Annotated in this window: 10 protein-coding genes and 1 pseudogene; 10 read left to right on the top strand and 1 reads right to left on the bottom strand. The window is 37.4% G+C overall.

The genetic code is table 11. The features are described from left to right. The first annotated feature begins 157 nt into the window (after positions 1-157). From AC1MGI_RS18965 to AC1MGI_RS18925, 9 genes are all read left to right on the top strand, one after another. The gene (locus tag AC1MGI_RS18965) at positions 158-1279 is read left to right on the top strand and encodes an RNA-guided endonuclease InsQ/TnpB family protein (protein WP_480347001.1); all 1122 of its coding nucleotides are present in this window, start codon (positions 158-160) and stop codon (positions 1277-1279) included. Between the two features lie 187 nt (positions 1280-1466). Next, positions 1467-2957, top strand: coding sequence for a UDP-glucose--hexose-1-phosphate uridylyltransferase (locus AC1MGI_RS18960; RefSeq protein WP_480346999.1), 1491 nt, complete (start codon positions 1467-1469; stop codon positions 2955-2957). A 604-nt stretch (positions 2958-3561) separates the two neighbouring features. Continuing rightward, positions 3562-4599, top strand: a complete 1038-nt coding sequence (locus AC1MGI_RS18955) for a LacI family DNA-binding transcriptional regulator (RefSeq protein WP_480346997.1) — start codon at positions 3562-3564, stop codon at positions 4597-4599. A gap of 313 nt (positions 4600-4912) precedes the next feature. Continuing rightward, positions 4913-6175: an ABC transporter substrate-binding protein gene (locus tag AC1MGI_RS18950; protein WP_480346996.1), complete on the top strand. Its 1263-nt coding sequence runs from the start codon at positions 4913-4915 to the stop codon at positions 6173-6175. Between the two features lie 88 nt (positions 6176-6263). Beyond that, entirely contained in the window at positions 6264-7190 is a 927-nt protein-coding gene (locus AC1MGI_RS18945) for a carbohydrate ABC transporter permease (RefSeq protein WP_480349881.1), read from the top strand. Continuing rightward, complete coding sequence (locus AC1MGI_RS18940) at positions 7190-8020, top strand: carbohydrate ABC transporter permease (RefSeq protein WP_480346994.1); 831 nt, start codon at positions 7190-7192, stop codon at positions 8018-8020. Before AC1MGI_RS18945 ends, AC1MGI_RS18940 begins: the two co-directional genes overlap by 1 nt. Before the next feature lie 34 nt (positions 8021-8054). Beyond that, positions 8055-9383, top strand: coding sequence for an alpha-galactosidase (gene melA / locus AC1MGI_RS18935; protein WP_480346993.1), 1329 nt, complete (start codon positions 8055-8057; stop codon positions 9381-9383). A 667-nt stretch (positions 9384-10050) separates the two neighbouring features. Next, entirely contained in the window at positions 10051-10395 is a 345-nt protein-coding gene (locus AC1MGI_RS18930; RefSeq protein WP_480346991.1) for a hypothetical protein, read from the top strand. A gap of 550 nt (positions 10396-10945) precedes the next feature. Next, positions 10946-11539, top strand: coding sequence for an NAD(P)H oxidoreductase (locus AC1MGI_RS18925; RefSeq protein ID WP_480346989.1), 594 nt, complete (start codon positions 10946-10948; stop codon positions 11537-11539). A gap of 395 nt (positions 11540-11934) precedes the next feature. On the opposite strand, the pseudogene AC1MGI_RS18920 reads toward AC1MGI_RS18925, so the two are convergent. Continuing rightward, a pseudogene (locus AC1MGI_RS18920) lies at positions 11935-12483 on the bottom strand (2OG-Fe(II) oxygenase); the annotation flags it as partial. 37 nt (positions 12484-12520) lie between these two features. On the opposite strand from AC1MGI_RS18920, the gene AC1MGI_RS18915 reads away from it, so the two are divergent. Further along, entirely contained in the window at positions 12521-13051 is a 531-nt protein-coding gene (locus tag AC1MGI_RS18915; RefSeq protein ID WP_480346987.1) for a hypothetical protein, read from the top strand. Positions 13052-13182 lie beyond the last annotated feature (131 nt).

Raw genomic sequence — 13182 nt, 5'->3', positions numbered from 1 at the left:
TGCTTTTAATGACCTTCCGAAAGAATTCCCCTTCCTCAAGCCTGTGAAGGGTGAAACCCAAGGATAGGGAGGGGATGAATTTCGGTTGGCGTTAGGCAAAGACTTTTATTTCCAGAACTAATGTTCTGTAATGGAATCAGATCCAGCAAGGGAGGTGATGACCGTGTTGATCAATCAAAAATATGAGATTTTCCCAACAGAAGAACAAAAGGAAAGGTTAGACAGTTGGTTACAATACTGCCGTCAAACCTATAATTCTGCCCTGTTAGACAAAGAGCTTAAATACAAGCAAAACAAAGAAAACTACAACCGCTACGATATGCAAAGACAACAAACCTTGGATAAAAAGAAGTATCCGTTTCTAAAAGAGGTTCCTTCTCAGCCTTTGCAGGAAGTTTTTGTGCGATTAAAAAAGGCATTTGATAGTTTCTTTCGCAAGGATACTAAATACCCAAAACAGAAAAAGTACAAAGATTATACGAGTATGACGTTTCCTCAATTTGGGATGAATGCAAAAGGTAACAGAATGGCGATGTCTTTTTCTGATAATGGGAAGTTATTCAATACAAAGCTAGGTGAAATAGACATTCTGCTTCATAGACCATTAGAAGGAAGCATCAAACAACTTATTATCAAGCGTCAAGGTAAAAGATGGTATGCTATTTTTTGTGTCGAAGGACAAGTCATATCAGCGAATATTGATGCAAATCATGCAGTAGGCATTGATGTGGGACTCACTAAATATGCGGTTCTTTCCAATGGTACAGAGTATGATAATCCTAGATTTCTTCGTAAAAAAGAAAAACAATTAAAAAAGGCACAACGAAAACTTTCTAAGAAGAAAAAAGGTTCTGCTAACTACATGAAACAAGTGCAACAAGTTCGACAATGTCATGAAAAAGTAGCGAATCAACGAAAAGATTTTCTTCACAAACTAAGCTACAACTTAGCGAAAGACTTTTCGGTTATCGCTGTGGAAAATCTGAATATCCGAAACATGGTTAGAAATAGAAAGTTATCTAAGTCTATTACTGACGCTGGTTGGGGGATGTTCCGGAACATGCTTGCTTATAAATGTGAAAAACATGGTGGCGTACTGATCAAGGTAGAACCAAAATTCACTTCACAAGATTGCTCTTGTTGTAACAATCGAGTAAAAAAGTCTCTTTCGATTCGTACTCACATTTGCATGAAATGTGGAACGGTGCTTGATAGAGACTATAATGCTGCCATAAATATTCTACAAAAAGCTATAAAAGAAATGCTTGTGACAAACTAAAATACCAAGAACTGTAGGGCAAGGTTGTGTCCGAACAGTATAATCTACGCCTGTGGAGATTGTGTAAGACATATTGGAAACCTCCACTATGCTACGGTTGATGAATCAGGAAGCCCCTTCTTCAAACAACCCGAAAGGGGGTTAGGGGTCATTCACCTATGAAGATGACGTGCTGGAGGCTGGGAACATGGATGTGTATTCAAATATACAGCAACTTCTCGACAAAATGATGTTTTTGGGAATGCTTTATAAAGAAGATGAAATTTACGCACGTAATAAAATACTGGACTTATTGGCGTTACAGGATTTTTTTGAAACCGAGGCGGAGCCAACTGAAAAAGACATGTCTGATCTTCTGGATGAATTAACCGATTATGCAGCAAAGACGAAAGTCATTAGTGATTTTATTGAAGAAAGAGACAGACTCTCGGCGAAGATTATGGATACTTTTCTACCCAAACCATCTGAGATAAATCGCCTTTTTATTGAAAAATATGAGCAAAATCCGAAACGAGCAACGGATTATTTCTATCAGCTAAATAAGAATAGCCATTATATTCAATCAAAGCGGATTGAAAAAAATATTAATTTTTCAGTGGAAACAGCATATGGCAAGCTAGCTCTTACGATTAATCTGTCCAAGCCTGAGCTAGACCCGATGGAGATCGCTAGGGCAAGAGAACAAAAATCCCTTCCTTCTACTTACCCAAAATGTCTGCTTTGTATTGAAAACGAAGGCTACACTGGCAAAGTGGGGCATCCTGCTCGCGCTAATCATAGATTAATTCGGCTCGAGTTGACAGATGAGCCATGGTATCTACACTATTCGCCTTATTCTTATTATCAGGAACATTGCATTGTCTATTCTGGTGAACATCGTGAAATGAGAATGGGGCGTGAAACATTTCAGCGTTTATTGGAGTTTGTCGATCAATTCCCCCATTATTTTATCGGTTCGAATGCTGATCTTCCAATCGTCGGTGGTTCTATTTTTAGTCATGACCATTATCAAGGTGGACAATTTGAATTTGCGTTGGAGACAGCAGAGGATGAGTTAGTCTTTGAGATTGCTAGTCTTTCCTCTGTAAAAGCAAGAACGGTTAAATGGCCGATGTCTGTCATCAGATTGAGTAGCAGGAATGTGGTTGATCTTGTGGACGCTAGTAGTCATATTTTCGAAATCTGGCAAGGCTATAGTGATCCTACAGTTCACATCGAGGCTTATACAAGACAAATCAGCCACAATAGTATCACGCCGATTGCTAGAAAACGAAACGATGTTTACGAGATTGACCTCGTTCTTCGTAATAATCGAACGACAGCAGACTTTCCGTTTGGGATTTTTCACCCTCACGAAGAGCTTCATCACATAAAAAAAGAAAATATCGGCTTAATCGAAACATCAGGTCTAGCCATACTCCCGCCACGTTTGAAACAAGAGCTCATAGAAGTAGAAAAATATGTACTACACGAACAAAATGAAATTCAAGAGTATCATCTGCCGTGGGCGAATGAAATAAAAGCAAGCTTTCCTAATCAAATCACTCCAACAACCGTACGGCCGATTCTATTTACTGAAGTAGGGAATAAATTTCTGAAGTGTTTAGAAGATGCTGGCGTTTTTAAACGAGATGAACAAGGCCAACAAGCATTTCGTCGATTTATTGAAAGGATTTAATAGTTGAGCTTCGTAGGATCAAATATCGGAAAATGCATCAAATTAAATGATCATTATGGAAGGTTCACTTTATAAATCAGCTGAGAATCCAAATATTCCCACGTAAATCTTATTGGCATTGCGATATGAAAAAAAGGCATTTTAGTATCTATATTCAGTTAACTCGGGGCGATCTTCACTATTGAAGGTCGCTTTTTATTTATTGTGGTAAAGTCAAACATGAACTGTTTAAGAGTCGTTTTCAAACACAATCTTGGGACAGATCTAATTATCTGAAATTGACCAAAATATATCAGAGAAATTGTTTAGTTGGTAGAAGGGGAATGATTAGTAAAACTTTAGTGAAAGTTTTACTAATCATTCATATAATAATAGAAGAGTATTTTAGTGAAATTCACTAAGGTTAAACGAGAGTTTTTCAATTAAAATTCTGATAAATGTAGAATAATGTGTATTTTGTAGAAATAAATAGAGTGAATTTTTTGAAAAAAAGTATTGAAAGCGCTTAAAAATATTGGTATTATTTACGTAACAAGTAAATATTCAGTAAAAATTGGTGAAAATACTAGTTTGATGTTTAATGAATGTAGTGAAGGAGTCTGAGATGGCAACAATCAAAGATATTGCAGTTCGTGCAAATGTGTCAAGTGCAACTGTATCTAGAGTTTTAAATAATGACCCTACACTTTTAGTCACTGATGAAACGAGAAATCGGATCGTCGAAGTTTCTAAGGAACTGGACTATACGACTGTGAGAAAGCGGAGAAATGTAAAAAAATTAGAGAACGTAAGGAGTCCTAGGGTTGGTATCATCTTAACATGCTCGTTGGAAGAAGAAGAAGATGGTGTGGATGACCCCTATTTTACTTCTATTAGACAAGGTGTGGAGAGTGAGTGTTTAAATCAGGGGATTTATACGAATAAGATTATTCGGTCTTCCGATTCAAGTCAAGAGCAAATCATGGAAGATATTGATGGTTTGATTGTGATCGGCGGGATGAGCCTTAGTCTATTAAATCGAGTAAAAGATACTATAGATCATATCGTGTTTATTAATTACTCACCTGATGAGGATCAGTATGATTCAGTCGTGGTAGATTTTAGAAAAGCAACAACGAGTGCCATGGAACACTTATTGAATCAAGGATTTAAGGAGATTGGTTATATCGGCGGAAGAGAGAGAGATGAATTTTTAGATAACCATTTAGTAATTGGGGGTATGCGCTTAACCGTATTTGAAGAAATCATGAAAGCGAAAGGAATGTATCGGGGAGATCAAGTGTTTATTGGCGAATATTCAATGACGCAAGGATATATGTTGATGAAAGAAGCGATTAGTAAAGGCAATTTACCGGAAGCCTTTTTTATCGCGAGTGATTCGATGGCGATAGGGGCATTGCGTGCAATCCAAGAGGCGAATTTAAAGGTTCCAGAAGATCTTGCTATTGTAAGCTTTAATGATGTCCAAATGGCGAAATTTGCAAGTGTACCATTAACGTCAGTCAAGGTTTATACAGAGCAATTGGGAAGAGTTGGTGTGAAGTTGTTATTAGACAGAATGAAAGGGAGAGAAATTCCTCTCAAAGTGACTATCCCTACTAAATTAGTGATTCGTGAAAGCTCTGGTGGAAAAATAAACTAGAATCCAAAGGGCTGCATCATTTTAGACCTAATGTGCTTTTATCAAATGCTTCACTTTAAGGAGGTGAGGAACTGGCAGATTGTGCGCATAGAAAAAGAGATGAAAAGCCATAGAAAGAGATAAACATCCATTTGGCAGAATAGATGTTTATCAACGATCTTTCATTAGGCTTTTTCATCCCTACTATTCTCAATAAGAGAAAAGAACTAGATCTCTATTATATGTTATCTTCATCCGTTCTTGCAAAAAATAATGTGTTACTAGTTACCGAAAGAACCATTTATTTGACTAAGAAAATAGAGGAGAAGAAAATATGAAAAAGTATCTGAATATGTTCTTGCTTATAGTAGCTTTCAGTTTAATTGTTTCGGGATGTTCAAGAAGTGCATCAAATAAGACTGGTGGAGAGGACGGTACCATCACATTATCTCTGTTCTCATCGATGACTAATGAAGGGGAAAAGAAGGCATTCGCAAGTGTTGTTGCCAAGTTCGAAGATAAAAATCCTAAAATTAAGATCGAAGTGAATTCGCCTGGAGATTATGAAGATATGCTACGTGTCAAGATGGCTGCAAATGATATGCCAGATTTATTTGATACACATGGCTGGTCACAGCTTCGATATGGTGAATATGTCGCTGATTTAAAGGATATGGATTGGGTTAGCAATCTTGATCCGGCGTTAGATCAAATTATTAAGGATCAAGATGGAAAAGTGTATGCGTTTCCATTAAATCAAGCAAAAGATGGGATTAGCTATAATGCTGATGTGTTAAAAGAGTATGGGATTGAACCACCGGCAACGCTAGAGGAGTTTATGAAAGCTTTAGAAACGGTTAAAGAAAAAAGCAAAGGTGAGGTTACACCATTATGGATTCCTGGTAGTGATAAATCTGCCATTGCTCAAATTTTTGACGAGTTTGCGACACCGTTACTGATTACCGATCAGAAGAATAGCTATGGCGATCAATTAGTAGATGGAACATTTGACTGGAAAAATTACACGCTACTAGCGGAAAAAATGAAAGAAATGCAAGAAAAAGGATTGTTAAATGAAGATGTTTTAACCGCGCAATTACAACAAGCAACAGAGTTAATTGCCCAAAATAAGATTGCTTTCACATTTGTTGCAGGCTCACTTGGCCCTGATGCAACAGAATTAAACCCAGATGTAAAAATAGGGACCATGCCAATCCCGGCGATTCATGAAGGGGATCAACCGAGTTGGATTGGCGGCGAGCGTCATACACTAGCGATATCAAAAGACACAAAGCACGCGGATGAGGCAAGACGCTTTCTTGACTTTATCGCTCAACCAGAAAATATTAAAACGATTGCAGAAGGCACATCAGCACCAGATGCTTTAATGAATGTTGATGCGGAAAACTATTTCTCTTCTTACTATAAAGAATTCGAGAATATTGCTGTACAACCTTACTTTGATCGTGTGTATCTACCAAGTGGCATGTGGGATGTTATGGGGACGACCGGTCAAGAATTGTTTTCAGGTAGCTTAACACCAGAAAAATTATCGAAAAAAATGGACGAAGAGTATAAACGGTTAAGAAAACAGTAGCTTCGTGTTTGAATAAGGGAGTTATCGAAGGATGGCGACTCCCTTATCCACTAAACGCTTTAGCACGTCTAAATGAGGGGTTGATATGATGAGCGAACTAGTAGCGAGAAGAAAGGTAGCCGTTGCCAAGAAAGTACCGAAGCGGAAAGAGAAAAAGCCATCTTCTCTTTGGTGGATGTACATGCCAAGCTTGGTCATCGTTTTTCTATTTATTTTATATCCCTTTTTAAATGGAATTCAGTTATCGTTTACGAATTGGAACGGTTTTTCGCAAAGTTATGATTGGGTAGGCATAGACCAATACAAACGAATGTTTGCAGATCCTACAACATGGCTCGTTGTCAAAAATACCTTATTGTACGGAATGGGTAGTACCATTTTGCAGAATATTGTTGGTTTATTATATGCGTTATTGTTAAACCAAAGCATTCGAATGAAAGCCATTACCCGAACGGTAATTTATCTTCCGGTTATTATTAGTCCGTTAATTATGGGGTATATTTGGTACTTTTTCTTTGCCTATCAAGGTGGTGCACTGAATGACGTCTTGCTTTTCTTAGGCTTAGATAAAATCAATGCATTAGCAAATCCTGAATGGAATACGTGGATCATCGTATTTGTCAATACATATCAATATGTGGGCGTTGCCATGATCATTTATTTAGCAGGATTACAAAGCATTTCAAAAGATTATTATGAAGCAGCGCAAATTGATGGTGCCTCGGCCCTTCAGCAGTTTAAAAATATTACACTCCCTTTGTTAATGCCATCGATCACGATTAATATGGTGCTCAATATTATCGGCGGTTTGAAATTATTTGATGTGATTATTGCCTTAACAGGTGGAGGACCTGGAAATGCCTCGCAATCAATGTCAACGTTTATGTATGATCTTTATTTTAAAAGACAGGATGCTGGTTATGCGGCCACGCAAGGTGTTTTCATGGCTGTAATCATCCTTATTTTAAGCTTAGCTGCTCTCGTTTACTTTAGACGGAAAGAGGTCGAAGCATAATGACATACACAGATAAGAAAAAGAAACGATTGTTTGCAGGGTTAGCCATTTTCATTACGCTTGTTCATATCATTCCTTTCTATATTTTAATTACGACTGCTTTAAAAGCTAAAGGTGATTTTAGTTCAAAATGGGTTTTCCCCAAGCAAATAAGTTTCGAAAACTTTTCTGAGGCATGGAAACTTACCAACTTAGGGAATTCGTTTATCAATTCGGCGATTATCACACTGTTTTCAGCCGTATTATTGATCATGTTAGGATCAATGGCCGCCTATCCACTGGCACGTCGGCAAACAAAACTAAATAAGTTTTTCTACTTCTTATTTATTGCCATTATGATTATTCCACCATTGACGGCACTTGTGCCATTGTACAATTTGGTTGTCGATTTTGGCATGATGAATACGTATGAGGTGGCGATTTTTAATAATGTTGCCGCGTTTATGCCATTGACGATCTTTTTATATGCAGGCTTTATCCGGTCGACGATACCAAAGGAGTTGGAAGAGGCTGCCAAGATTGATGGGGCGAGTACGCTCGGGATTTTCTTTAGAATCGTGTTTCCGTTGTTAAAACCAATAACTGCATCGATTCTAATTATCTCTTGTGTATACATTTGGAATGATTACCAGTTTGCGATCTTCTTCTTACAAGATAGTGCGATGCATACATTAACCGTTTCATTAGCCAATTTCTTTGGGGCAAATCAAAATAAACTGAACTTAGTAGCAGCCGCCGCCTTAATGTCGATGTTACCAATGACCATTCTATTTTTATTCTTACAAAAATATTTCATTAAAGGGTTATCTGCAGGTTCAGTAAAAGGGTAATAAAAAAAACAGGAATAAGGAAGGAAGATGAAACATGTCTAAAATTACATTTATTGGAGCAGGAAGTACGATTTTTGCTAAAAACGTTCTAGGAGATTGTTTGTTTGTACCAGCATTAGCAGGATTTGAATTTGCCCTTTTCGATATTGATGCGCAACGTCTACAAGACTCTGAAAATATGTTGAATAACTTAAAGAAAAACTATAATAGTAATGTAACAATCCAATCATATTCTGATCGAAAAGAAGCGCTCCGTGGAGCAAAATATGTGATCAATGCGATCCAAGTTGGTGGCTATAAACCTAGTACAGTAATCGACTTTGAGATTCCTAAAAAATACGGTTTACAGCAAACGATTGCCGATACGACAGGTATTGGTGGGATTTTCCGAGCCCTGCGTACGATTCCGGTGATGTTGGATTTTGCAAAGGATATCGAAGAGGTTTGTCCAGATGCCATGTTCTTAAATTACACAAATCCGATGGCGAGTTTAACTGGTGCGATGCTGCGCTATACTAATGTGAAAACGATTGGGTTATGTCATAGTGTTCAAGTTTGTACAGAGCATCTGTTTGGGGATCTAGAAATGGACCATGAAGGAATTGAAGAACGGATCGCTGGTATTAACCATATGGCATGGTTGTTAGAGGTCAAACGTGATGGTAAAGATTTATATCCTGAAATTAAACGTCGGGCAAAAGAAAAACAAAAAACAAAACATGATGATATGGTGCGTTACGAGCTAATGGATAAATTCGGCTATTATGTCACAGAGTCTTCCGAGCATAATGCTGAGTACCACCCATATTTTATCAAGAGCAACTATCCAGAGTTGATTGAAAGATTCAATATTCCGCTTGATGAATACCCACGCCGTTGTGTTTCGCAACTTGAGAGCTGGGAATCGATGCGAGGAGATATGGTAAACAACAGTCAACTTACACATACCCGTTCAAATGAGTATGGTTCAAGAATAATTGAAGCAATGGAAACAAATGTGCCGTTCAAATTTGGCGGAAATGTGTTAAATACAGGTCGGTTAATTAGTAATCTCCCAGAAAATGCAGTGGTTGAGGTCCCTTGTGTTGTTGATCGCAATGGTATTATGCCTACCTACATTGGTGATCTACCAGAGCAACTAGCTGCACTGAACAGGACAAATATTAATACACAACTCCTCACAATCGAAGCCGCGGTCACTGGAAAACGTGAGCATGTGTACCAAGCGGCAATGCTTGATCCACACACAAGCGCGGAACTATCCATGGATGACATTATCTCGATGTGTGATGAGTTAATTGAAGCACATGGAGATTGGTTGCCGCAATTTACGAAAAACGAATCTAAGGTTTATGTGAAATAAGAATTTGCGAGTAGTTTAGAGGTTATCTTAAAAAGGGTCAGACCACGCACTATATATACTAGTTGCGGAGTCTGACCCTTTCGCTTGATTTTTTTTTATAATAAGTTTGATAATTTGAGCGTGTTTATTCGGTTATCAAAATTTTCTCCAAATGCCCTCCAAATAATAATATCTTAAATAGAGGTTCTCTAGGTAAATCAATCTTTTCACAAAGTCTTTTAAATTTTATAGTAATCAACGGTTCTATGTGTATTACTACTTGAAGGGGAACGTTTTCTTAGACATAAATCAGTTACGAAAATTACAAGTTGTTTTCTTTTATTAAAAGGAAGTAACAGTTATATTACAAATAGGAAATGTTGGATGAATCGACAAATTTTTAAAAATAGCTTGTTTATACTGGCTTTAGCTTTAAAAGAAGGGAGTTAAAAGTCCACCGTAATTAAATAATTGTGATGATAACTTCGGATAAGGAGCCATGATGGAAATTTTACTCAGTTTAAGCATATATATATCGGGTGCTCTTTCTGTTCTATGGCTAATCACCATCGCATTTGACTTGTTTCTGAAATAATAGGCTAAGAATAAGAGGGACATCTATTTTTGTATTCTTTATTAAGAACCAACTAGATTAGTTCGAAACGGTTGATTGGAAGGAGAACAGGAAATGCGTGATGATAGTAAGTTGCTAGAAGCAAAGGAAAAGAAACTAGCCCGATTTTTGGAAGCACATTCAACAGAGGAAGTGTTTAAGGAAGTCCAGGAATACATGCCATCTCTTCGTTCTCGATCAGATATTCTCCGTAAGCTGAACGAAATGAAGCTACCACCCTCTGTCATAAAAACTCTTATTTACTACGTACTAGCTACGAACAAACAAAAATTCGTGACTGATAAACTACTAGCGTTAGCTAATCTATGCAGAAAATTGAACATACAAGATGCCCAGGAAGCAATTACTTTCTTTAAACAATACTATTCATTTCATACGCAAATCAGTCAAGAATGTTAACATCGATGTCCTTTTTAGAAAGAGGAGATTTCATAAGGGTTGATTCTTGGCTTACGAAAAAAGATATCTAGTATTACCTATCAAGTCCAATTCAATTAAGTAAAGAAGGAAACGATTTATGAAATTGTTACCCTCTTTATTTAGTAGTTTTAAGTTCGTCAAGTTTATCCCGCATTAACGGGCAGTAAGACCTCCACCTCAAGGCTTAGAGGAATCGAAGAAGCGTAAGTGGGGGACAAATGCCCGTAAAAGCCCGATTGGTGAGATACAGTGAAATTTACCGCTGTGATCTTCAGCGATTTAGTTGAACCAATAGGGTTCGTACTGTCGATTGATCGAAGCAGTAGCGAAGATCTTAGTGACAGTAGAACGGGACTAACAATCAGTGGGGGATGAAGAAAACCCCCACTGATTGAGGTTTCACTGTCCTGCCCAATGATCATAACGACATCCATGTGTGGGTATTTCGGCAACAAGTAAGTCTCTTGAGCCTGCCATCGGTGTTAGATTTAGAATGGGAGTCATTTGAAATGTTATTGGAGGAAACTTTATGAAAATACTTGTTGTCGTTACACATCCGAGAACAGATTCACTCACGTCGAATATGACGGAGCGTTTTACTGCAGGATTAATAGAAGCAGGACATGAATACGAAATCGCCGATTTGTATGCCGAAGGATTCAATCCATTATTGTTTCCGAAAGATGAGCCTGACTGGGATAATCCGAACAAAATATACTCCGACGAAGTGCTGCGAGAAATGAATCGAATCCAGGCAAGTGATGCATTGGTCTTTATTTTTCCGGTATGGTGGTACAGCGTGCCTGCCATATTGAAAGGATACTTTGATCGGGTGTGGAATAGTGGATTTGCATATGGTACAGCCAAATTGCCCGTTCAAAAAATAACATGGATTGCCTTGGTAGGCGTACCTCAGGCACAATTTGAAAAACGGAGTTATCATTTGATGATGCAACACCACCTGAATGTGGGCTTGGCGGAATATTGTGGAGTTCAAGATTCCAGCGTCCATTTTATGTATAATACGCTAGGGGAATTTGAAGAAAACGAGCAAGAGAAGAAAGTGGATCATTTTGCTGCTCTATTAAATAGAGCTTACCAGATGGGGTCCAATTTTAAGTGAAGTGATATAGTCATGATCGGGTAGAAAACAAGGCATTGGGAAGAGATTCGGTATTAATCCTTTGTTCATAGGTCCCTTTGATTTTTACTTAGAAGATGAGAGAAAGATAGTAACGGATGTTGCATTCATTCATGTCAATGAAGATTTTAAAACAGTTATAAAGCGTAACAGTGGGGGATGAAGAAACCCCCACTGATTGAAGTTTCACTTTATTGGGAAATGTCTGTACTTGTTCAATCAACCCTACTATATTGCCCACTGGTCAAATAGTAGGGTTGGGGTATCGGTTACTAGGTGCTAGCATAATCTTGTGAACTCGACTCAGTTAAGTCCTTACCATGATTTTTGAGAGGTGCTGTCCGTCTCAGAACGTAAGAATACAAGTAAAAAATCCCCTATTTTTGTCTTCTCATCCATTGTGTTGCAACCCATTTTTCACCAGTTATAACGGGCGCCCCACCATGTAAAGTTCGTTCGTTTACGCTTTTGTCATTATAGAAGTATTCGAAATACACCGCCATTCCTTTTTGTGGGGAGACTGAAAAATTTAGTTTCGGAAAAAAAGTTTCTCAGCCATGCTCCACGTCGTTTAAGTACATGACCATTGTGCTAATTCTATTATTATTTGTTGCTTTACTTGTAGATGTAAAAAAGTCGAAATGAGCTTTATATTCTTGACCAGGAGTATATTTAAGAATTTGAATCCCTTCGCCGTGTTCAATGGGGATATTCATAATTGATGCTATTCTTTGTTCAATGTTGGTAATGGTGTCATTTTCATTTTCTTGAAAAAACATACTACTACTTGTTCTTATCTCATTGACATCGTGGGTAGCACCAATTTTAGAACGATGCATTTTGTCAATTGATAATCTAATTAGCTCGTTACATTCTTCGTCACTAAACACATTTCCTAAAATTACGACTAGTGGTTCTTCTAATCTAAAACTCCGAAAAACAAGAACTTTTAGGTGGGATAGTATGACATTGATATTATTAATCAGTCTTTTTGGAGTGGTACTTGTTCTCTTGTTTAAAAATCCAATAATAGACATGCTAGGGAAAAATAATAAATTGATACATAAACTAAAAAATACGATGTGGTTTCAAAGTCATTGGGTAGCTGGAATATTCTTATTCGTCATGAATGCCGTTCTATTTTTTTCAACTTGTCTTGTGCTTTATGTGTTGATGTATTTCATTATTCCATTTGTTCATATACTTGTGATGTTTTTTGCTGTAATCGGAAGTATTATTTTATGGATCATAATAAATAAAGCTTGGCAAGGTACGAAAAGAAACCGTTTGAAGATGGGGACGATCGGGAGCAGTTTTTATATGTTCTTGACCATTATTTTTGTTTATTGGTTCGTGACAATAAAACCGTCTTATCCAGGTGAAGATACGTTCATGAGGGCTATTGGATTATTTTTCGCTATAATCGTTACGACAGTTGCGTTTATTACGTGTTTGGTTATTACAGGATTATCCAAAAGGAAAGTAGCCCATTAATCGAAACATGAAATTGAACAGTTTCTTTATATATTTGCTAACGGGTACCTGAACGGGGGAATATGTGTATCTTGAAGCGATAAACGATCACCTATTATGGCGCTTTTTTTTTAGTAAAAATCATAGGATCA

Source organism: Peribacillus sp. BM1, from assembly GCF_056679975.1.
The sequence above is the reverse complement of the archived record's forward strand: the minus strand, read 5'-3'. Positions and strand labels throughout refer to the sequence as shown.

Bases quoted from the DNA above. Each gene is read 5' to 3' on its own strand.
- AC1MGI_RS18965 (WP_480347001.1), top strand. From the start codon at position 158: ATGACCGTGTTGATCAATCAAAAATATGAGATTTTCCCAACAGAAGAA.
- AC1MGI_RS18960 (WP_480346999.1), top strand. From the start codon at position 1,467: ATGGATGTGTATTCAAATATACAGCAACTTCTCGACAAAATGATGTTT.
- AC1MGI_RS18955 (WP_480346997.1), top strand. From the start codon at position 3,562: ATGGCAACAATCAAAGATATTGCAGTTCGTGCAAATGTGTCAAGTGCA.
- AC1MGI_RS18950 (WP_480346996.1), top strand. From the start codon at position 4,913: ATGAAAAAGTATCTGAATATGTTCTTGCTTATAGTAGCTTTCAGTTTA.
- AC1MGI_RS18945 (WP_480349881.1), top strand. From the start codon at position 6,264: ATGAGCGAACTAGTAGCGAGAAGAAAGGTAGCCGTTGCCAAGAAAGTA.
- AC1MGI_RS18940 (WP_480346994.1), top strand. From the start codon at position 7,190: ATGACATACACAGATAAGAAAAAGAAACGATTGTTTGCAGGGTTAGCC.
- melA (WP_480346993.1), top strand. From the start codon at position 8,055: ATGTCTAAAATTACATTTATTGGAGCAGGAAGTACGATTTTTGCTAAA.
- AC1MGI_RS18930 (WP_480346991.1), top strand. From the start codon at position 10,051: ATGCGTGATGATAGTAAGTTGCTAGAAGCAAAGGAAAAGAAACTAGCC.
- AC1MGI_RS18925 (WP_480346989.1), top strand. From the start codon at position 10,946: ATGAAAATACTTGTTGTCGTTACACATCCGAGAACAGATTCACTCACG.
- AC1MGI_RS18915 (WP_480346987.1), top strand. From the start codon at position 12,521: ATGACATTGATATTATTAATCAGTCTTTTTGGAGTGGTACTTGTTCTC.